General features: G+C 63.5%; 17 protein-coding genes. 6 read left to right on the top strand and 11 right to left on the bottom strand.

Annotation, left to right across the window (positions count from 1 at the left end; genetic code table 11):
• The first annotated feature begins 729 nt into the window (after positions 1–729).
• Positions 730–1,320, top strand: coding sequence for a phenylacetic acid degradation protein PaaY (locus C793_RS14885; protein WP_017431066.1), 591 nt, complete (start codon positions 730–732; stop codon positions 1,318–1,320).
• A gap of 47 nt (positions 1,321–1,367) precedes the next feature.
• Here the strand turns inward: C793_RS14885 and C793_RS0111350 are convergent, their stop codons facing one another.
• Positions 1,368–1,985 (bottom strand): class I SAM-dependent methyltransferase, encoded by a 618-nt coding sequence (locus tag C793_RS0111350; RefSeq protein ID WP_017431065.1) that lies wholly within the window; start codon positions 1,983–1,985, stop codon positions 1,368–1,370.
• 295 nt (positions 1,986–2,280) lie between these two features.
• Between C793_RS0111350 and aceK the strand changes: the two genes are divergently transcribed.
• The gene (gene aceK / locus C793_RS0111345; protein ID WP_017431064.1) at positions 2,281–4,047 is read left to right on the top strand and encodes a bifunctional isocitrate dehydrogenase kinase/phosphatase; all 1,767 of its coding nucleotides are present in this window, start codon (positions 2,281–2,283) and stop codon (positions 4,045–4,047) included.
• 100 nt (positions 4,048–4,147) lie between these two features.
• The gene (locus tag C793_RS0111340) at positions 4,148–4,876 is read left to right on the top strand and encodes an SIR2 family NAD-dependent protein deacylase (RefSeq protein ID WP_017431063.1); all 729 of its coding nucleotides are present in this window, start codon (positions 4,148–4,150) and stop codon (positions 4,874–4,876) included.
• A 103-nt stretch (positions 4,877–4,979) separates the two neighbouring features.
• On the opposite strand, the gene C793_RS0111335 is transcribed toward C793_RS0111340, so the two are convergent.
• The gene (locus C793_RS0111335) at positions 4,980–7,445 is read right to left on the bottom strand and encodes a molybdopterin guanine dinucleotide-containing S/N-oxide reductase (protein WP_017431062.1); all 2,466 of its coding nucleotides are present in this window, start codon (positions 7,443–7,445) and stop codon (positions 4,980–4,982) included.
• Positions 7,442–8,584: a NapC/NirT family cytochrome c gene (locus tag C793_RS0111330; RefSeq protein ID WP_017431061.1), complete on the bottom strand. Its 1,143-nt coding sequence runs from the start codon at positions 8,582–8,584 to the stop codon at positions 7,442–7,444. The genes C793_RS0111335 and C793_RS0111330 overlap by 4 nt, the downstream gene beginning before the upstream one ends.
• A 349-nt stretch (positions 8,585–8,933) precedes the next feature.
• On the opposite strand from C793_RS0111330, the gene C793_RS0111325 reads away from it, so the two are divergent.
• The gene (locus C793_RS0111325; RefSeq protein ID WP_017431060.1) at positions 8,934–9,866 is read left to right on the top strand and encodes a prenyltransferase; all 933 of its coding nucleotides are present in this window, start codon (positions 8,934–8,936) and stop codon (positions 9,864–9,866) included.
• Here C793_RS0111325 and C793_RS0111320 read toward each other — a convergent pair.
• The 8 genes from C793_RS0111320 to bioB all read right to left on the bottom strand — a co-directional run bounded on the left by C793_RS0111320 (position 9,861) and on the right by bioB (position 17,811).
• Complete coding sequence (locus C793_RS0111320) at positions 9,861–11,033, bottom strand: vWA domain-containing protein (RefSeq protein WP_017431059.1); 1,173 nt, start codon at positions 11,031–11,033, stop codon at positions 9,861–9,863. The two genes, C793_RS0111325 and C793_RS0111320, sit on opposite strands and share 6 nt — an antisense overlap.
• 3 nt (positions 11,034–11,036) lie before the next feature.
• Positions 11,037–11,882, bottom strand: a complete 846-nt coding sequence (locus tag C793_RS0111315) for an AAA family ATPase (RefSeq protein ID WP_017431058.1) — start codon at positions 11,880–11,882, stop codon at positions 11,037–11,039.
• A 133-nt stretch (positions 11,883–12,015) separates the two neighbouring features.
• Positions 12,016–13,305 carry an adenosylmethionine--8-amino-7-oxononanoate transaminase gene (bioA, locus tag C793_RS0111310; RefSeq protein WP_017431057.1) on the bottom strand — a complete coding sequence of 430 codons (1,290 nt, stop codon included), beginning with the start codon at positions 13,303–13,305 and terminating at the stop codon, positions 12,016–12,018.
• A complete protein-coding gene (gene bioD / locus C793_RS0111305) occupies positions 13,302–14,009 on the bottom strand; it encodes a dethiobiotin synthase (protein ID WP_017431056.1) in 708 nt (235 codons plus the stop codon). The genes bioA and bioD overlap by 4 nt, the downstream gene beginning before the upstream one ends.
• Positions 14,006–14,824 carry a methyltransferase domain-containing protein gene (locus tag C793_RS0111300; protein WP_017431055.1) on the bottom strand — a complete coding sequence of 273 codons (819 nt, stop codon included), beginning with the start codon at positions 14,822–14,824 and terminating at the stop codon, positions 14,006–14,008. Before C793_RS0111300 ends, bioD begins: the two co-directional genes overlap by 4 nt.
• Positions 14,821–15,567 carry an alpha/beta fold hydrolase gene (locus C793_RS0111295; RefSeq protein ID WP_017431054.1) on the bottom strand — a complete coding sequence of 249 codons (747 nt, stop codon included), beginning with the start codon at positions 15,565–15,567 and terminating at the stop codon, positions 14,821–14,823. The genes C793_RS0111300 and C793_RS0111295 overlap by 4 nt, the downstream gene beginning before the upstream one ends.
• Positions 15,564–16,646: an 8-amino-7-oxononanoate synthase gene (gene bioF / locus C793_RS0111290; protein WP_017431053.1), complete on the bottom strand. Its 1,083-nt coding sequence runs from the start codon at positions 16,644–16,646 to the stop codon at positions 15,564–15,566. Before bioF ends, C793_RS0111295 begins: the two co-directional genes overlap by 4 nt.
• Before the next feature lie 106 nt (positions 16,647–16,752).
• Positions 16,753–17,811 carry a biotin synthase BioB gene (bioB, locus tag C793_RS0111285; RefSeq protein ID WP_017431052.1) on the bottom strand — a complete coding sequence of 353 codons (1,059 nt, stop codon included), beginning with the start codon at positions 17,809–17,811 and terminating at the stop codon, positions 16,753–16,755.
• A 192-nt stretch (positions 17,812–18,003) separates the two neighbouring features.
• Between bioB and C793_RS0111280 the strand changes: the two genes are divergently transcribed.
• Together C793_RS0111280 and C793_RS0111275 are read left to right on the top strand one after the other, a co-directional pair.
• Positions 18,004–18,720, top strand: coding sequence for a tRNA-uridine aminocarboxypropyltransferase (locus C793_RS0111280; protein WP_017431051.1), 717 nt, complete (start codon positions 18,004–18,006; stop codon positions 18,718–18,720).
• A gap of 53 nt (positions 18,721–18,773) precedes the next feature.
• The gene (locus C793_RS0111275; protein WP_017431050.1) at positions 18,774–19,736 is read left to right on the top strand and encodes a bile acid:sodium symporter family protein; all 963 of its coding nucleotides are present in this window, start codon (positions 18,774–18,776) and stop codon (positions 19,734–19,736) included.
• The last annotated feature ends 10 nt before the right edge of the window (positions 19,737–19,746 follow it).

Genomic DNA, 19,746 nt, shown 5'->3' with positions numbered 1-19,746 from the left:
TCTTTTTTAAGTTTTCAAAAACTAATTCGGAGTTTAATACTATTGTTTAGTTACTTTAGAGGTCATTGTTTTGCGTCTAACTTTCTGCACATGGTTTTATGCAGTTTTGCTTATTTTGGGTTGGTAGAGATGGATTGTAAGACGAGAGTCGTAAGTAAATATTTTTATAAGGTGTAAGCGTTAAGTCTTTTTCTACAGTTTTTTTGGTGCTGCTGAGTTTTAAAAAGTGAAACTGATGCAGTGTGGGTTGTTTTATAGAGCCTTGAGTTGCCTTTTTACAGTATTCTATACGAAATCACTGGCTTGCTGCGTGCTATAAAAACTTGAATTAGTGAGAGCAGGAAGGCGGCGGGTCGAGAGTTTGACATGAAAACGGTGTATATATGTTGTACATTAATTAACGCTTCGAGGTTGGGGTGTAAGAGAAATACTACAACCAGGGTATGGAAACTATTCGGTCAGAGTGGCATAGCCAAAACCCGTTCCGGGAAAAGCCATGTTGGGGAAGGTGTTGCAGAGGCGCATAAAAAAGACTTTCTGCATGGCCTGTGCTTGAATGATTTGGTTGAAGCGTGTTGCCTGGTAAATGGCGAAAAGGCCTTGGCATGGAAGATCCGGAAGAAATTGAAGGTCTGGAAGAAATGGAAGGCCTGGGAAAGAGAAAGCAAAAAGAGCCCCGTCGCCAAACCATTTACTGCTCCCGCAAGCGCTGTTCCTGCAAGGAGATTTATGTATTGTTATCAGATTGATGGCGTAACACCCGTGGTAGATGCCACGGCCTATATTCATCCAACGGCCGTGCTGATCGGCGATGTGCATGTCGGGCCGGATTGCTATATTGGCCCCTGCGCGTCGTTGCGTGGGGATTTTGGCCGCATCGTCATGGAGCAGGGGTCGAACCTGCAGGATACCTGTGTGGTACATGCGTTTCCCGGCCGCGATGCGGTGGTTCATCGGAACGGTCATATCGGGCACGGCGCCGTATTGCACGGCTGCGTGATCGAGGAAGACGCGATGGTGGGCATGAACGCTGTGGTGATGGACGAGGCGATTATCGCTGAGCGTTCGATTGTCGGCGCGGCGGCTTTTGTGAAAACCGGTTTTCACTGTGATCCCGCCTCGTTGATTGTGGGAGCACCGGCCAAGGTGCTTCGACAGCTGAGCCACGAGGAAGTGAGCTGGAAGCAGAGCGGAACCCGGGAATACCAGCGGCTGACGCAGCGTAGCCAGGCGACCATGAAGGCGTGCGCGCCGCTTGCCGAAGTGGAGGCGGATCGGCCGGCGCTTCAGGTGGGCGGGCACAAGCCCAAGGGGCAGTAACGCGGTTAAAACGGACCGGTGCGATGTGGAAGCGTTACCCTGCGGCGTCAGGGTTTGGTCGCCGTGATCGCTCGAACAACCGAGCCCAGCATCACCGGGGTATCACGCTCGATGATAAAGCCGGCGCTGTCGAGTAGCGGTGTGGCCTGGCGGGTAATATCGGTGGCCAGCGCCGACGTCATCGCGTTGAGCAGCCGCCGTCCGGTGCCGGCGGGGCGGTGGTCGGGCTGGAATTTGTCCAGCAGGCAGAGCCGGCCGCCGGGTTTGAGTACGCGGTAGGCTTCGGCAAGCCCGCGTGCCGGATCGGGCATTACCGCGACGATAAAGTGCATGACCACGACGTCGAAGCTGTCATCCGGATAGTCGAGCGCCTCGGCGTCCATGACGCGGCAGTCAACGTCGCGCTCGAGACCTGCTGCTCGGCGGACAGCGCGCCGTATCATCGCCGCTGACAGGTCGGTCGCGTCAACCTCGACATCGCGCGGCAATAACGGCAGATCCAGCCCGGTACCGGCACCGTCGAGCAGGACGCGCATGCCGCTCTTCCACGTCACCTGGCGCAACGATGCCTGGCGCGGCTCGTGCAGCAGGCGCGCCGCGACCGCGTCGTATATGGGCGCATAGGCGTTGTAGCGCCGGCGGTTCCAGCGAGTGGTGTTGAACATGGCTATCCCGTTTTGCGGCTCTCTGTGAGGCAGTTTTCGGGGTTAAGCAGGCCCGAGTCAACCCGACCCCGGGATGGATAACCGGCCTGTGCGTATTGTCGCTTACGTCGCTGATCGGTGGTCAGGTCGGCGGCGGGCACGGTGGGAAAGCCGCGAGCCGTCTGGGCCAAAGCCGGCCTGGCTATCCATCACTCATCATTCTTCATCCACCATCCACCATCCACCATCCACCAAAGGTCGTCTCGCGTGTAGCCCGGTGTTGGGCGAGGCTTGGCAAAACGCTCAGGAGATGCCCGTGAAACTTTCTGCCGCCTACCGTCTTGCCGCGACCGTTCTGCACGGTTTTGATGAATATCGCACGCGCTTTCAGTCGATTACCCGCGATGCGTCGCGACGCTTCCACGATGCGGCCTGGCAGGAAACCCAGCAGGTCAGCGCCGAGCGGATCGACCTCTACGACGTCAAGGTCAAGAGTACCCTGGCTCGTCTGCAGCGCACCTTTACCCAGGAGGTGCTGGCCAACTGCGAATACTGGCGCGAAGCACGCAATCGCTATGCCGAACTGATCAGCGAGCGGCTGGATTACGAACTCGCCGAGACGTTTTTCAACTCGCTGTTTTGCTCGATTTTTCATCATCGCCATATCCGCAATGACTGGATGTTTGTGTATAGCTCGCGGGATGACGCCGTGCGGCGTTCGGGCATTGAGCTTTGCCGCCGGCGTGCCGTGGATGATGACTGGCAGCGTGCGCTGTTCTGGGCGTTGCGGGAGGCCCCGTTCGACAACCCTTTCGCCGAGGCGGAGGAAGACACCCGGCTGGGCGCAGCGTTTCTGCGCGAGTATTTGCCCGCGGCCATTCTGAACGCGCAGGACGCGGAAATAGAGCTGCTGCAAAGCGTGTTTTATCGCAACAAGGGCGCGTATCTGGTGGGGCGGATCCGCGGCGGCGGTGAGCAGGTGCCGCTGGTGCTGCCGGTGCTGCACAGCGACGACGAGGACGAAAGCCGAGCCGCCGGCGGTTATCTGCATCTGGATACCGTGCTGATCGAACCCGATGAAGTCTCGATTCTGTTTTCGTTTACCCGGGCCTACTTCCAGGTCGACGTACCGGTACCCGGGGAGTTTGTTGACTACCTGCAGGAGCTGATGCCGCAAAAGCCGGAAAGCGAGCTGTATGCCGCCATCGGTTTTTTCAAGCACGGCAAGACCGAGTTTTTCCGCGCGCTGAATCATCAGGTGGCAACCCGGGAGGATCGCTTTATCATCGCTCCCGGCGTGCGCGGCATGGTCATGGCGGTTTTTGTGCTGCCCTCGCACCAGACGGTATTCAAGGTGATCAAGGATACCTTTGATCCGGCCAAGGACCTGACTCACGAACAGGTACGAGATAAGTATCGTCTGGTGAAGCGCCACGACCGAGTCGGGCGCATGGCCGATACCCAGGAGTTTTCCAACTTTATCTCGCGTCAGGACCACTTCGACCCGGACTGCCTGGCGCATCTGCTGGAGGTGGCGCCATCCACGGTGGCGCTGAAGGATGACAAGGTGATCATTCGCCACTGCTATACCGAGCGCATGATGACGCCGCTGAACCTCTATCTCAAAGACTGCGACCCGGATGAGCAGCTGGCTACGCTCAAGGATTACGGCAATGCCATCAAGCAGCTGGCCGCGGCCAATATCTTCCCCGGCGACATGCTGCTGAAAAACTTCGGGGTGACCCGCCACGGGCGCGTGATTTTCTACGACTACGACGAGATCAACTACCTCACCGACTGCAACTTCCGGGCGATTCCCAAGCCGCAATATCCCGAGCAGGAAATGGCCGGCGAGCCCTGGTTTTCCATCGGCCCGGACGATATCTTCCCCGAGGAATTCGGCCCCTTCCTGATCGCCAATCCCACCCGCCGCGAGCAGTTTTATCGACTGCACCCGGAAATTTTCGACCCTGCTTACTGGCAGGGACTGCAGGACGACATACGCGCCGGGCGCGTGATCGACGTGTATCCGTACCGTAACAAGCAGCGGTTTCACGGCGTGCGCGGCACCCTGGTACACTGAGCGCCGCCCCGGGAAGTCACTCCCGGAAACCGGCGCCGGGCACGGTGGCTGGCCCGCGCCAGCCCGTTTTGCAGCCAAACGTCGTGAACACGAGGTAACCATGAGCAAAGCACCGCACCTGGTGGTCTTCAGCGGTTCGGGTATCAGTGTCGAAAGCGGTATCGAGACCTTTCGCGCCAGCGATGGCCTCTGGGCCAACCATCCGGTCGCGGAGGTCGCCACGCCCAAAGGGTTTGAGCGCGATCCGGCCCGAGTGCTCGACTTTTACAACGATCGCCGCGAGCAGGTGCGCCGCGCCGCACCCAACCCCGCCCACCGGGCCATTGCCGAACTGGAACGTGCCGGATTCCGGGTCAGCGTGATTACCCAGAATATCGACGACCTCCACGAGCGTGCCGGGTCGGGTAACGTTTTGCACCTGCACGGAGAGCTGGCCCGGGCTCGCTCCAGCGTGGATGCGCAAATGCACTATCCGGTGCCTGAAAGCGGTATCGCGCTGGGTGACCTGTGCGACAAGGGCAGCCAGCTGCGCCCCGACGTGGTGTGGTTCGGCGAGGCGGTGCCGCTGTTTGACGACGCCTGCGAGCTGGTCGCCGAGGCGGATCTGCTGTTGGTGGTGGGCACGTCGTTGGCGGTGATGCCGGCGGCCTTTCTGCTCGACTACCTGGCAGACGATGCCGCCTGCGTGCTGGTCGACCCCGACGCTCGGGCGCTGGCGCCGCCGGATGTGGTGCCGGTGGACATGAAGGCCGGCGAAGGCGTGCCGGCCCTTGTCGATCAGTGGCAGCGCGAACAGGCGCTGGCGCCGCCGGACGGGACGATGCGCTGATCGCGGATAAAAAACGCGCCCGATGTCGGGCGCGTGGCAATATTCAACGGTTTATGGCTGCATCGAACGGTTCATGGCTTCCTGAGTTGAAGCCGAGTGACCGCTAGGCGGCGCCGGCGGGCGGCTCGAACGCCGTCAGTTCGGGGACCGGGCCGGTGTATTTCTCGAAATCCACCAGCGCGGTATAGCCGCAGTTGCCCTGGGCGAGCTTCGAAGTGCCGCGATCCACGACCAGTACGTTCATGCAGCCGTTTTTGCACAGCGCGTTGTCGCTGTCGTCGGCCGGGTCGTACCAGGCCCCTTCGTGCACGGCGATAACGTCACGCTTGATGCCGTCATCGAGGACGGCGCCGCACAGAATTTGCCCCCGGTCGTTGAACACCCGCACCAGATCGCCGTCGGCGATGTCGCGGCTGGCGGCATCGTCGGGGTGGATGAACGCCGGTTCGCGGTTGGCCACGGCGTATTCATCGCGCAGCCGGGTGTAGTTGAGCTGCGAATGCAGGCGGTAGGCCAGGTGCGGCGTGATCAGGTGCGCGGGATAGTCCGATGTGGCGTTGCCCAGGTATTCCACCGGCTCGAGCCATGACGGATGCCCGAGGCAGTCGTCGTAGTTCATCTCGTCCACGGTCTCCGAGAAAATCTCGATCCTGCCCGACGGCGTGCCCAGCGGGTTGAGAATCGGGTCCTGGCGGAAATCGGCATGGCGTATCCAGTCCGCGCGGCCTTTGTCCACGGGGTTTTTGACGATGGCGTTGTCTTCCCAGAACTGCTGAAAGCGCGGCATGCGAACACGCTGTGCCTGAGCCACCTCGGCGGCCTGGTCATAGAAGTGCTTGAGCCACTGTATTGGCGTGCGGCCTTGCGAGTATTCCTGCTCGACGCCAAAGCGGGCCGACATCGCGCGAAAGACTTCGTAGTCATCCTTCGCTTCGTGCCGGGGTTCAACGACCTTTTTCATGGGCACGATATGCATGTTGGAGAAATCACCGGTCATGGTGATGTCGTCGCGCTCGTAGCTGGTGGTGATCGGCAGCACGATGTCCGCATGCTTGGCGGTGGCCGTCCAGTAGGGTTCGGAGACGATGATCGCCTCGGGTTTCTGCCAGGCGCGGCGCAGGCGGTTGGTGTCCTGGTGGTGGTGGAAGGGATTGCCGCCGCACCACCAGATCAGGCGGATATCCGGCGCGGTGACCTTGCGCCCGTTGTAGTCGATCTGATTGCCGGGGTTTTCCAGCGCGTAGACGATCCGCGAGACGGGAATTTCGTACTCGCTGGTATCTTCAACGCGGTCTGCCAGGTGCGGCGCGTCGGGCCTGGCGCTGATGCCCGGCACAACGATGGATTCGTGAGCGGGTGCGCCGCCGTTGGAGTAGTGGTAGCTGAAGCCAAAGCCGCCGCCGGGCAGGCCGATCTGGCCGAGCATGGCGGCCAGCGTGACCAGTGTCCAGTGGGTCTGCTCGCCCTTGTCGGCGCGCTGCATTGCCCAGCCGCCCATGAGCATGGTGCGGTTGTCGGCGAACAGCGCGGCGAGCTCGCGGATCTTGTCGGCCGGGACATCACAGATTTCGGCGGCCCATTCGGGCGTTTTTTCCGTGCCGTCGGAATCGCCTTTGAGGTAGGCGGCGAAGCGCTCGAAGCCGACTGTGTACTTGTCCAGAAACTCGCTGTCGTGGCGCCCGGTAGCGATCAGCTCGTGGGCGATGCCCAGCATCATGGGTACGTCGGTGGTGGGATTGGGGGCGATCCACTCGGCCTTGTCGCCGAAGAAGCGTGCGGTTTGCGAATACATCGGGTCGATGATGATCACGCGCTTGCCGCTGTCGCGGAGCTTCTCGAAATAGCGGCGGCCTTCCTCGTCCGAGCTGGTCCAGGCGATTTCCAGCGTATTCATCGGATTGGCGCTCATCAGCATGACCACGTCCGAATGTTCCAGGACCACCGGCCAGTTGGTCTGCGGGACCGAGGTTTCGGCATTGCCCATGACGTGGGGCATGATCACGCTCATGGCCGCGTTGGAATAGTTATTGAGATGGTCAACGTAGCCGCCGGTCAGCCAGAGAAAGCGCTGCATCAGCGTGAAGGCGGTGTGCAGGCTGCCCGCCGAGCGCCAGCCGTAGGAGCCGCCCCAGATCGATTTGGCGCCGTGCTCCTGGCGTACGCGCTTGAGCTGTTCCTCGATGAGGTCGTAGGCGCGCTCCCAGCTGACGGCGACGAATTCGTCCTTGCCGCGTCGGCCGTCAGGGTTCTCGATATCGTCCAGGTTGTCGAGAAAGCCCTTGCGTACCATGGGTTGCTTGACCCGCACGCGGTGGTGCACCTGGTCGGCAACCACGCTTTGCAGGTAGTTTTCCCGGCGGTCGGCGAGAGCCGGGCCGGAGGCCGTGACGCGGCCGTCTTCGACGTTGACCGAAAGCGGTCCCCAGTGCGCCGCGGTGATCACGGTCTTGTCGGGCTCCCGGGCAAATGCGCGTATCGCGCTGGCCGGCGAGGCGATGGCGGCGGCGGCGACAAAGGTGCTGCCGCCCTTGAGAAAGGTGCGCCGCTTCATGTTCCAGCTGGTATTCATTGTTGTTCCTCCTGCTCGGGCATGTCGTTGGCGTGGGTTTGCAGGTAAAAGGTCAATAGCGTTTTATCGGCCTCGGTGATGGAGGTGCGGCCGGTATAGGCATTGACCATGGAAGGCCACTGGTTGGCGGTGTAGCTGCTGGCCTCCTTGATACTATGGCAGCTGCCACAGTAGGCGTTGTTGAGTTCCCGGCCGTAGTCCCAGATCGGGGCTGCGCTCGCCACCATGGCGTCGGCTCGGACCCAGCCGGAAAGGCGGGCGCGTTGCCAGCCGGGGGCGTTATCGCCGGCGCTGTGGGTCAGCAGCGGCGACTCCGGCTCTTCGATGGCGGCCATTACGATGCGTTTGCCGGGGCGGCGGTAGATCACCCGCTCGACCTCCGGGGGCTGAAAGCCATCCAGCCGGACCTTGCGCCAGTCACCCTCGCGGTCGGTGACCTCCAGCGGCGCACTGGGCATAATGCGCGCCACGGGCGTGCTGTCGCCCTGAGCGGCAAACAGCCCGTGCGGCTCGACGGGGTAGAGCTGATCGGCGTCGGCGGGGGTCTCGTCGGCGAGCTGGCTGAGTTCGTTGGCGGCGGCGTCGGCTTCTTCGCTGAGGTCCGGCGGGAAGTGGGCAATACCGCGGTGGCAGCTGATGCAGGTATCGCCGCTTTCCGCCATGCTGCGGTGTTTTTCAGCCGCCTTGGTGCTTTGCTCGTAAAGGTCCCAGTGATCCGTATCGTGGCAGCTGCGGCAGGTGCGCGAGTCGTTGGCTTCCATCTCGGCCCAGACCTCTTTGGCCATCTCGGCGCGTCGGGCCTCATAAGTCTCGGCATCGGGAATGCCGCCGGTTATTTCGGCGATAACGTCGCTGATGCCGCTGGTCATTTTCTTTTTCAGGTAGGCCACACCCTCATGGGGAATATGGCAGTCGGCGCAGCCGGCCTGAATGCCTTCGGCGTTGGCAAAATGGGGCGTGTTTTGCCACTCCTGATGGGGCACATCCATGGAGTGGCAGCTGACGCAGAATGACGTGGTTGACGTAGCGTCAAGAGACCACTGGGTAGCGTACAGACCGGCTGCACCGATACCGGCTCCCAGCGCCAGAATACCGATAAACCAGATCAGACTTTTACGCCTTGCGCGACTCGTTTTCATCACCGGCCCCTGTCGTTGTTATATGGGTAGTTATATAGATCGCTATATGGATAGCTATGTGGATAGTTATATAGATCGCTATATGGATCGCTGTATTAAACGTGGTATGCACTGCTGTGCGGCTTGGTTGTCTGTGCTGCTGTCTGCGCCATGACGCCTGTGTTGCGGGTATCCAGACCGGCAAGGTAGCACCCCGTCAGCGCGCCGGTGTTGATCCATATCAGGGCGCCGCGACTATGGATTGTCTGGCAAAATGGCGTCAGAGCGCTATTATCGCGGCGCCGGCCGGGGCACGGCCGCTTCACTTATGATGGGAATTTCGTGTGAATTTCCGGGAAGGGAGACTCCTATGAACAACGTTGCCGCGATGCTGCATGCGTCGCGTCCCAGCTTTCTGGTGCTGGCCCCGCTGTGCATCATGCTGGGCATGGTGCTGGCGATCACTCAGGATGCCGGCCCGGCCGGGCACGAGCTGGCGCTGGTCATGGTGGCAGGGTTGCTGGCCCATGCGTCGGTCAACTGGCTGAACGAGTACGATGACTATCGCTCGGGGCTGGATTTTGCCACCGCGCGGACGCCGTTTTCCGGCGGCAGCGGTAGCCTGCCGCTGGTGCCGTCAGCGGCCGTTTGGGTGCTTGCGGCGGGGGTGCTGAGCCTGGCGGGCGTGGTGCTGATCGGCATCTATTTCATCTGGGTGCGCGGCGCGGCGCTGCTCTACCCGGGGCTGTTGGGCATCGCGCTGGTCATCGCCTATACCCGCTGGCTGACGCGTTCGCCGGTCCTCTGCCTGCTGGCGCCGGGGCTGGGGTTTGGTCCGGTCATGGTGGCGGGCAGCGTCATGGCGCTGGGCGGCCGGCTGGATGCCGCCACTCTCTGCGCCTCGCTGGTTGCCTGGCTGTTGACCAGCGAGCTGCTGCTGGTCAATCAGTTTCCGGACGTGGAGGCGGATGCCCGGCACGGGCGGCGGCACCTGCCCATTCAAATCGGCCGGCCGCGTGCGGCGCGTCGGGCGCTGGCGCTGCTGCTGGGCAGCTATGCGGTGGTGGCGCTGGCCCTGTGGGCCGGTTGGTTTCCCGGGTGGGCCGGGTTGGCACTGCTGCCGTTGCCGCTGGCAGTGTGGCTGGGGCGCGGTCTCCTTGCCGACGCCGAGAAACCGTCGCAGCTGCCGTTCTGGATGGGGATTAACGTCGCCACGCTGCTGGGCACGCTGGCGCTGTTAAGCCTGGGGCTGATCATCGGCGGCGGTCAGCCGGCGGGGCCGGCCGACGCGCCGGGCCTATAGCGTATGCATGGCGTTTTCCAGCCCGGCAGGGGTCATGGGAAACATGCGGTCGTGAATCAGCTCGCGTATCAGCCGGGTGGAATCGGTCAACGCCCAGCTGTCGGGCGGCGACGGGTTGATCCACACCAGGTGTGGAAAGGCGTCGACCACCCGCTTGAGCCAGACGCCGCCGGCCTCGCGGTTCAGATGCTCGACGCTGCCGCCGGGGTGGGTGATTTCGTACGGCGACATGGCGGCATCGCCGACGATCACCACCTTGTAGTCGGCGCCGTAGGTATGCAGCACGTCCATAGTGGGTATGGGGCGCTGGTAGCGGCGGGCGTTGTCCTGCCAAAGCCCTTCGTAGATGCAGTTGTGAAAGTAATAATGCGTCAGGTGCTTGAACTCGGCACGCGCCGCCGAAAACAACTCCTCGCAGGCATGAATGTGGTCGTCCATGGAACCGCCCACGTCGAGTAGCAGCAGTACCTTGACCGTGTTGTGGCGCTCCGGGCGCATCTGCACGTTGAGCAGGCCGGCGTCCCGGGCGGTGTCGCGGATGGTGGCGTCGAGGTCCAGCTCGTCGGCGGCGCCCGAGCGGGCGAAACGACGCAGCCGGCGCAGCGCCATCTTGATGTTGCGGTTATCCAGCTGGCAGTCGTCATCGTAGTCGCGGAAGCGGCGCTCGTCCCACACCTTCACCGCCCGGCGATGGCGCGAGCCGTCCTGGCCGATGCGAATGCCTTCGGGGTTGTAGCCGTAGGCGCCAAAGGGGCTGGTGCCCCCGGTGCCCACCCATTTATTACCGCCGGCGTGGCGCTCGCTCTGTTCTTCGAGGCGTTTCTTGAACGTCTCGATGAGGTTTTCGAGGCCGCCCAACGACTCGATTTCGGCTTTTTCTTCCTCGCTGAGCTGCTTCTCGAATTCACGGCGCAGCCAGTCGTCGGGAATCAGCGCGTCGATGGCGGCGTCCATGTCCTCGATGCCTTCAAACCAGCTGGAAAAGGAACGGTCGAAGCGGTCGAAGTGACGTTCGTCCTTGACCATGATCGTGCGCGCCACCTGATAAAACGCCGACATGTCGGCGAAGACCACGCCCTGGGCCACGGCGGCGTGCAGGTCCAGCAGCTCGCGCAGGGAAACCGGCACCTCGTAGCGGCGCAGTGTGTCAAATAAACCGATAAACATGGCTTAGCGCCCCCGGCGGCGGACCATGAAAGCCAGCCGTTGCAGCAGCTGGGTGTCCTGCTCGTTCTTGATCAGCGCACCGGCCAGCGGCGGCAGCGCCTTGCCGGGATCGCGCTGGTAGAGCGCTTCCCGGGCCAGATCGTCGGCCATCAGCAGCTTCAGCCAGTCGACCAGCTCGGACGTGGAGGGCTTTTTCTTGAGCCCGGGAACCTCGCGCAGGTCAAAAAATACCTGCAGCGCTTCGCTGGCCAGCTCCGGGGCCAGCTCCGGATAGTGCACGTCGAGAATCGCCTGCATGGTGTCGCGGTCGGGAAACTCGATGTAGTGAAAGAAACAGCGGCGCAGAAAAGCGTCGGGCAGTTCCTTTTCGTTATTGGAGGTGATCACGATGATCGGACGGTGCCGGGCGCTGATGGTCTCACCGGTTTCGTGGACGTAAAACGTCATGCGGTCGAGTTCCTGCAGCAGGTCGTTGGGAAACTCGATATCGGCCTTGTCGATTTCGTCGATCAGCAGCACCACGCGCTTGTCGGCGCTGAACGCCTCCCAGAGCTTGCCGGGCTTGATGTAGTTGCCGACGTGCTCGACGCCTTCCACGCCGATCTGGGAATCGCGCAGGCGACTCACCGCATCATATTCGTACAGACCCTGGGTGGCCTTGGTGCTGGATTTGATGTGCCAGGTCAGCAGCCGAGTATCCAGCGAAGCGGCAAGCTCCTCGGCCAGCCGCGTCTTGCCGGTGCCGGGTTCGCCCTTGATCAGCAGCGGGCGCGCCAGGGTAACGGCGGCATCAACCGCCTGTTTGAGAGAATCGGTCGCTACATAGGTAGCGGTGGAATCAAAGGCCATGAATCGTATTCCGGTTAAAGTGTCAGAAAATGACGGGGCATGTCGCTGAAGTCAAACAAGTGTACGAAAGCCGCGTCACGGGGACAAATTATCCGGGCACAGGCGGTGGGTAAGCGCACGCGCGTTGGCGGCTTCAGGCATCGGAGGCCACGAACCACGCCTTCATCACATCGGTGATGGTCGTCATTTGCGCCTCGGTGGTGATGTAGGCGGGCATGGTATAGAGGTAGCGGTTGAACGCCCGTAGCCACACGCCGCGGTCCCGAGCAAAGTCGCGCAGGCCGTCGAGCGCGGCGGCGTCGTGGACTTCGATTACCGCCGCAGCACCCAGCACGCGCACGTCCGCCACCGCGGGGTGGGCGGCAAGCTCGGCGTCCTCGCAAAGCTCTCGGGTCAGCACCTGGCTGAGCCGGGCGATCTTTTCCAGATAGTTCTCTTCTTCAAACACCGCCAGACTCTCAAGCGCCACCCGGCAGGCCAGCGGGTTGCCCATGAAGGTGGGGCCGTGCATAAAGGCGTGGATGTCGCTTTCGCCCTTGAAGGCGTCGTGGACCCGGTCGGTGGCAAGCGTTGCGGCGTGGCCGATATAGCCGCCGGTGAGCCCCTTGGACAGCACCATGATATCCGGCGTCACGTCGGCGTGGTCGGCGGCGAACATCTTGCCGGTGCGGCCGAAGCCGGTGGCCACCTCGTCAAACACCAGCAGCACGTTGAACTCGTCGCACAGCTCGCGCGCGCCGCGCAGGTAGTGCGGCGATGTCATATTGAGCCCGCCGGCGGCCTGCAATAAAGGCTCCATCAGCAGCGCGGCGATCTCGTGATGGTGGGCATCCAGCACCTCGCGCAGGGCGGCGAGGTCGTCTTCCACGTCTTCGGGGGCGGCGTCAAAGGGGGACGTGGGCGCAGGAGCAAAGTAGTGCTGGGGCAGCAGCGAGCTGAACAGCTTGTGCATGCCGTTATCCGGATCGCACACCGCCATGCAACCGCCGGTATCGCCGTGGTAGCCGCGCTTGAGCGCGAGCATGCGGGTTTTCTCGGGGCTGCCGGTGAGGATGTGGTACTGCAGCGCCATTTTCATCGCCACTTCCATGCCCACCGAGCCGCTGTCGATGAAAAACACGTGGTTCAGCCCCGCGGGGGTAATGCGTACCAGCGCTCGGGCAAGCTTTTCGGCGGGGTCGTGGCTCAGCCCTGCGAGCATTACGTGGCTTAAGGTATCCGCCTGCTCGGCGATGGCGCGCACCAGGCGCGGGTGGCGGTAGCCGTGGATCATGCACCACCAGGAGCAGCAGGCGTCCAGCAGCCGCTCGCCGCCCTCAAGCTCAAAATAAACGCCCTCGCCGCCGATGACTTTGGGCACGGCGGGGTCCTGCTCGGTGCGCGGGCTCAGGCGTTGATAGGGATGCCAGACGGGGGAGGTCATGCGGGCTCCTTTAAGGTCAGACGAGAAAGGCTAAGGTAGCCGGCGGCCGCCTCGGCGTTTGGATCTTCAAGATGGGGAATCACGCCCAGGCAGGGCGCGCCGAGCTTTTGCTCCAGCAGCTCAAGGTTGGCGACAAAGCGCGGCGTGTCGGCGGCAAAGTCGGCATCCACCACGCTGCCCACCCAGCCGGCAAGCGTCAGGCCGTCGGCGGCGATGGCTTCCGCGGTGAGCCGCGCGTGGTTCAAGCAGCCAAGGGTTAGCCCCACGGTGAGAATCACCGGAATATCCAGCCGCGCGGCCAGGTCGGCAAAGTCTTCGGCCGCGTTGAGCGGCACCCGCCAGCCGCCGGCGCCTTCGATCAGGCACAAATCCCGTGGGTGGCACTCAAGGGTGATGTGTATGCCGTTGGCCAGGCCGCCGGCGCTGAGCGTGCAGCCGGCCTCATTCGCCGCCAGGTGCGGGGCAATGGCCGGGGCGAAGGCCTGAGGGTTGACGGTGTCATAGTTCACCCCAGGCGCGCTTTGGGCCTGCAGCGCCAGCGCGTCGGCGTTGCGCAAGCCCTCGGGGGTGGCGTCGCTGCCCGAGGCCACGGGCTTTAGCCCCAGCGTGCTCAAGCCCTGGCGGCGGGCGGCGTACAGCAGGGCGCTGGTGACTAGGGTTTTGCCGGCGTCGGTGTTGGTGCCGGTCACAAAGTAGGCGTTCACGGGCGCTCCAGGGTCAGCGTTAAACAACGGTAGCTCACGGGCAGCCCTTCAGGCGTGCGCCGTTGCTCCATGCGTTGGGTGGCCGCCTTGAGATCGCGGCGGGTCAGCCCCGCGCCTTGGGGGCGGGCGATCTGCGCGCCTACGCCCTTGATCGAGGCCATCACCGCGGCCATGTCGGGGTAGTAAAAGCGCTCAAGGTGGGTGTGCTCGCGGGTCACCCTGAGCCCTGCGGCGCGGACTGCGCGGCGGTGGTCGGCTTGGCTTGAGTAGGCCAGCAGCGCCCCGGGGCGCTGGAAGGCCGCGCCGATTTCTTCAAGAGTGCCGTCAAGCAAGGTGGTGAATACTGCGCGCCCGCCGGGGGCTAGCACCCGAGCGAACTCGGCCATGACCGCGTCCATGTCCCGGCACCACTGCAGGGCGAGGTTGGAAAAGATTAGCGCCACGCTTTGGGCATCCGCCGGCAATGCCTCGGCGCTGCCTTCGCGCCAGTTCACCCGCCCGCCGCGCTTTTGCGCTTCAACGAGCATGCCCGGGGCGATGTCCACGCCCGTGACGCAGGCCCCGGGGTAGCGCGCGGCCAGCCGGCGGGTCCAGTCGCCGGTGGCGCAGCCCACGTCCACCACGCTTGCCGCTTCGTCAGGCAATATTTGCCACAGTGCCTCGCCGATATGGCGCTGAGCACTGGCGCGGCGGTCGTAGTGGGCAGCGGCGCGGGAAAACGCCCGCGCTACTCGAGCCTGCCAGTCGCTTTGCACGCTATGGTAGGCATCGTCGCTGGCGTTACGGCTGATATCGCTTAGCGCAAGGGAACTCATAAAACCTCCGCCGGCCGGGTCATATCGGCGGCGATGCGCCGTAGCGCATCAGCCAGCGCCGCGGGCCGAGACACCATGGGGCAGTGACCGGCGTGTGCCAGCCGCTCGTTTGATGCCCTCTCAACAGCGAGCGGCTGACTTAGGAAAGGGTCGTTTTCCCCTGCAAGCGCCGCCACCGGGCAGGGCGGTGCGTTTAGCCGCGCGCGGTTATCCAGCGTTTCCAGCCAGCCAAGCCCCGCGGCGAGCGTCGCGGTATCCGCCGGCGGCGTTTTGCCTAAAAGCGCGTGCAACCGCTTCAGGGCTTCTCGGGGCTCGCCGCTGCTCTGCCAGCGCAAAAAGTGCCGCCAGGCGGCAGCGGGGCTGCGTTCAAAAGCGGAGGTAAACTCGGCAAGGGCTCTGGGGGTAACGCCGTCAGGCGAGCAGAACTGCGCGCCGGCGCCCAGCAGAATAATCCCCCTGGGCGGCGGCAGGTGCTCGGTCATGGCCACGGCTAAAAGCCCGCCCAGCGACCAGCCCACCCACACGCTGTCTTGGGGAAGGCTCGCGGCCATGGCGTGGGCCGTGGCGGTAAGGCTTGTTGGGTCAGCCACCGCAGCGCTGTCGGCACAAGAATTGTCGAAATAGCCCGGCCAGCTGGGCGCGGTAATGCGCACGCCCTCGGGCCAGTGGGGCTGCAAAGGCTGCCAGACTCGGGCGTCCACGCCCCAGCCGTGAAGCAGGGTGAGGTTGATATTGTGGCTCATGGGGTGTCCTCCCGCCGGCAGCGCTCAAGGCCGTCCAGCAGCCGCTCGATGTCGGCCTCCGTGTGCCGAGCGCTCAGGGTAATGCGCAGCCGCGCCTGGCCGCTGGGCACCGTGGGCGGGCGAATCGCACCGACCGCAATGCCGCAGGCGTCCAGAGTTGCCGCCCAGCGTAGGGTGCGCGCCTCATCGCCCAGCATCAGCGGCTGAATGGGGGTAGTAGAGTGCGAAAGCGGCAGGTTCAGCCGCGCGGCTTCCCGGCGGAACAGCGCGACGTTGGCCTCAAGGCGCGCCCGGCGTTCGGGCTCGCCGCGCACGATATTCAGCGCCTCAAGGGTCGCGGCGGTGACCGCGGGCGGCTGAGCGGTGGTGTACACGTAGCTGCGGGCGAACTGGGTGATATGCTCGATCAGCGCGGCGTCGCCGGCGACAAAGGCCCCGCCGGTGCCCAGCGCCTTGCCGAAGGTGCCCACCAGCACGGGCACCTCAGCCGCACTCATACCTTCGGTGCAGCCGCCGCCGGTCTCCCCCAGCACGCCGACGCCGTGGGCGTCGTCGATCATCAGCAGGCCGTCGTGGCGCTGTGCGATGGCGGCAAGCTCGGCGACGTTGGCGATATCGCCGTCCATGCTGAATACGCCGTCGCTGATGATTAGCTTGCGCGGGGCGTCGTGAGAGGCATCGCGAATGGCCTCGCTGCGAGACAGCAGCCGCTCAAGGTCTTCGCCGTCGCGGTGGTGAAAGCGCCGGGAGCGCGCGCCGGCCAGGGCCGCGCCGTCGATCAGGGAGGCATGGTTGAGCCGGTCCTGAAAAATCGCCGTATCGCGGTCGGCCAGCGCCTGAATCACGCCCAGGTTGGCCATGTAGCCGGTGGAGAATACCAATGCCCGCTCGCGGCCCAGCCACTCGGCAAGCTCCTGCTCAAGGGTGTCGTGCACGGCCAGATGCCCGCTGACCAGATGCGAGGCGGCAGCCCCTGCACCGAAGCGGCGTGCGCCGTCGGCGGCGGCTTCGCGCACCCGTGCGTCTTGGGTAAGCCCCAGGTAGTCGTTGCCGGCGAAGTCCAGCGCGGCATCCAGCATGACGCAGCGGGTGCGCCAGCGGCTGGCGGCCTTGCGCGTCTGTTTAGCGGCGACGAAATAGTCGTGCCACGGCTGTGGGGCACTGGCTGAGCGTTCTGCGACTGGCTCAGGCACTGGCGTCCACCGCCAGCTCGCGGGCTTTGGCCAGGTGCATCTGCCGGGCCAGCTGGGCGGCCTCGGCGTCGTCTTCGCCGGCGTGGACGGCGTCGCGGGTTTCCGGGTGCAGGCCGAGCTTGTTAAACAGCGCGCGGTCGCGGTCGGCCTGGGGGTTGTCGGTGGTTAGCAGCTTGTCGCCGTAAAAGATCGAGTTGGCTCCGGCCATAAACGCCAGCGCCTGGGTCGATTCGCTCATGTTCTCGCGTCCGGCAGACAGCCGCACGTGGCTTTGGGGCATCATGATCCGCGCCACGGCGATGGCGCGGATAAATTCCAGCGGGTCGAGGTCTTCGACGTTTTCCAGCGGCGTGCCCGGCACCTTGACCAGCATGTTGATGGGCACGGATTCCGGATGCGGGTTGAGGCTTGCCAGCTGCTGAAGCAGGGCGCTTCTGTCGCGCTCGCTTTCGCCCATGCCCAGAATCCCGCCGGTGCAGACCTTCATCCCTGCACTGCGCACGTGGTCGAGGGTTTCCAGCCGCTCGCCGAAGGTGCGGGTGGTGATAATCTCGCCGTAGTACTCCGGCGAGGTATCGAGGTTGTGGTTGTAGTAGTCGAGCCCCGCCTCGGCGAGCTTGCCGGCCTGCTTATCGCTTACGCTGCCGAGCGTCATGCAGGTCTCAAGCCCCAGCGCTTTCACCTGGCGGACCATTTCTTCCACCACCGGCATATCGCGCTCGCGCGGGCTTTTCCACGCCGCCCCCATGCAAAAACGGCTGGCGCCGGCGTCCCTGGCGGCGCGTGCCTGGGTGACCACCTTTTCTACCTCCATCAGCTTTTCCTTCCCCAGCCCGGTGTTGTAGTGGCCGGATTGGGGGCAGTACTTGCAGTCCTCGGGGCAGGCACCGGTCTTGATCGACAAAAGCGTCGAGACCTGCACCGCGTTGGGCTCGAAATGGGCGCGGTGGGTCTGCTGGGCGCGCAGCAGCAAGTCGTTGAACGGCAGGGCGAACAGCGCGTTGATCTCGTCGATGGACCAGTCGTGGCGTTGGAGGGCGGCTTCGGACACGGGTAAACCTATTTCGTTTTTAAAGTTGACGGGACTTTAGCGACGCGCCGGCTTTAGTGTCAACTTTAAATATGTTTATGGTTTACTAGGTTGGCGTGGTTTCAGGTACGACGATTATGCGAAAGGGCAAAGGCTTCGTCAGCGGTCGGCAGCTGCTTTATACTGCCAGCCTTTTACCCGCTCGGAGGCCATATGGAGACGCCCGACGCCACCTTTACCCGGGGCGAATTCAAGGCGCGCGGCAGCTTCGTGGTGCGCTGCGAGGGCTGCAACTTGCCCGCGCTGAACTGCCTCTGCCCGTACCGGGTAAGCGCCCAAAGCCGTGCTCGGGTATGGCTGATTACCCACCGCATGGAGCACTTCAAGCCCACCAACACCGGCCGGCTGATCGGTGACGTGCTGGATGACACCCGAGTGTTTACCTGGCACCGCACCGAGCCCGACGCCAAGCTGCTGGCGCTGTTGGCAGACCCCCGCTACGCGCCCTTTGTGGTATTTCCCGATGATCAGCCGGACTACGATCACAGCCGCGTGGTGGGTAACGAAGCGGTTGGCCTGGCGCTGGAAGACGACCGCGTGCCGGTGTATATCCTGCTCGACGGCACCTGGCGTCAGGCGCGACGGATCTTTCGCAAAAGCCCCTATCTCGACGCCCTGCCGGTGCTGCCGCTGCGCACCGCGCGGCAAAGCCGCTACCGGCTGCGCAAATCCGCTGCCGCCGAGCATTTAAGCACCGCCGAAGTCGCCGCCGAGCTTCTGCGCCAGAACGGCGATGTTGACGCGGCTGACACACTCGACGACTACTTCGAGGCGTTCAACCAAAGCTACGCTGCCAGCCGTGGCCACCGTAAAATCGAGACGCCGACGCCCGCCATGCAGCGGCTTTTAGCGCGCCAAGCGTCTGCTTAAGCGCTTGTCGTTCTAAAACATACGCTCAACAACGTTCTGGCCAAGGAACCCCGATGTCCTATTTAACGTATTTTAATCGCCTGTTCCCCGTCTGGGCCGTGCTTTTGGCCGCGGTTGCCGTGCTGGTGCCGGACTGGTTCAGCGGACTTGCCGACCAGATCCAGCTGCTGCTGACGGTCATCATGTTTTCCATGGGGCTGACGCTCTCCGGGCGTGACTTTGCCCGGGTGGTGAAATCCCCGGCGCCGATCCTGGTAGGCGTGGCGCTGCAGTTTTTGATTATGCCGCTGGCGGCGCTGTTGATCTCGCTGGCGCTGTCGCTATCGCCTGAGATCACCCTGGGCATGGTGCTGGTGGGGGCCACGGCCGGCGGCACCTCGTCCAACGTGATGACCTGGCTTGCCGGCGGGCACGTGGCGCTATCGGTGTCGATGACCATGGTATCCACGCTGGTGTCGGTGGTTGCCACGCCGCTGCTCACCTGGATGCTGCTGGGGCAAAGCGTGGATGTGCCCACCCTGGGCATGCTTATGAGCATCGCCCAGCTGGTGGTGGTGCCGGTGGCCGTCGGGGTGGTGGTGCATCACTTTCTGGGCGATCGCATAAAGCCGGTTGAGCCGGTGCTGGCCACCCTGGCGATGCTGTCCATCGTGCTGATTATCGCCATCGTGGTGGCGCTGAATGTGGATCGCCTGACCACGCTAGGCCCCGTGGTGGCGCTGGCCGTGGTGCTGCACAACGGTGTGGGGCTGGCCGGCGGCTACGGCATGGCGAAGGCGGCGCATTTTGATGAACGCACCGCGCGCACCATTGCCTTTGAAGTGGGGCTGCAAAACTCCGGGCTGGCGGTCAGCCTTGCCGGGCAGTTTTTCACCGCCGGGGCGGCGCTGCCCGGGGCGATCTTTTCGGTCTGGCACAACGTCTCGGGCTCGGTGCTTGCCGGCTGGTGGAAGCGCCGTGCCGTTCTTGAGGTGCAAGAGCCGGATGCCCGCGAGTCGGGTGAGGTAAACGAATAAATAGCCGGCA

The sequence above is a fragment of the Vreelandella jeotgali Hwa genome (genome assembly GCF_000334215.1).
GTDB lineage: Bacteria > Pseudomonadota > Gammaproteobacteria > Pseudomonadales > Halomonadaceae > Vreelandella > Vreelandella jeotgali.
Note: the sequence above shows the minus strand (reverse complement) of the source record. Positions and strands in the feature narration are given on the sequence as shown.

Excerpts from the sequence above, each read along its gene's own strand:
- C793_RS14885 (WP_017431066.1), top strand. The coding sequence starts at position 730 with ATGTATTGTTATCAGATTGATGGCGTAACACCCGTGGTAGATGCCACG.
- C793_RS0111350 (WP_017431065.1), bottom strand. The coding sequence starts at position 1,985 with ATGTTCAACACCACTCGCTGGAACCGCCGGCGCTACAACGCCTATGCG.
- C793_RS0111340 (WP_017431063.1), top strand. The coding sequence starts at position 4,148 with ATGAGCAAAGCACCGCACCTGGTGGTCTTCAGCGGTTCGGGTATCAGT.
- C793_RS0111335 (WP_017431062.1), bottom strand. The coding sequence starts at position 7,445 with ATGAATACCAGCTGGAACATGAAGCGGCGCACCTTTCTCAAGGGCGGC.
- C793_RS0111330 (WP_017431061.1), bottom strand. The coding sequence starts at position 8,584 with ATGAAAACGAGTCGCGCAAGGCGTAAAAGTCTGATCTGGTTTATCGGT.
- C793_RS0111325 (WP_017431060.1), top strand. The coding sequence starts at position 8,934 with ATGAACAACGTTGCCGCGATGCTGCATGCGTCGCGTCCCAGCTTTCTG.
- C793_RS0111320 (WP_017431059.1), bottom strand. The coding sequence starts at position 11,033 with ATGTTTATCGGTTTATTTGACACACTGCGCCGCTACGAGGTGCCGGTT.
- C793_RS0111315 (WP_017431058.1), bottom strand. The coding sequence starts at position 11,882 with ATGGCCTTTGATTCCACCGCTACCTATGTAGCGACCGATTCTCTCAAA.
- bioA (WP_017431057.1), bottom strand. The coding sequence starts at position 13,305 with ATGACCTCCCCCGTCTGGCATCCCTATCAACGCCTGAGCCCGCGCACC.
- C793_RS0111300 (WP_017431055.1), bottom strand. The coding sequence starts at position 14,824 with ATGAGTTCCCTTGCGCTAAGCGATATCAGCCGTAACGCCAGCGACGAT.
- C793_RS0111295 (WP_017431054.1), bottom strand. The coding sequence starts at position 15,567 with ATGAGCCACAATATCAACCTCACCCTGCTTCACGGCTGGGGCGTGGAC.
- bioF (WP_017431053.1), bottom strand. The coding sequence starts at position 16,646 with ATGCTGGATGCCGCGCTGGACTTCGCCGGCAACGACTACCTGGGGCTT.
- C793_RS0111280 (WP_017431051.1), top strand. The coding sequence starts at position 18,004 with ATGGAGACGCCCGACGCCACCTTTACCCGGGGCGAATTCAAGGCGCGC.
- C793_RS0111275 (WP_017431050.1), top strand. The coding sequence starts at position 18,774 with ATGTCCTATTTAACGTATTTTAATCGCCTGTTCCCCGTCTGGGCCGTG.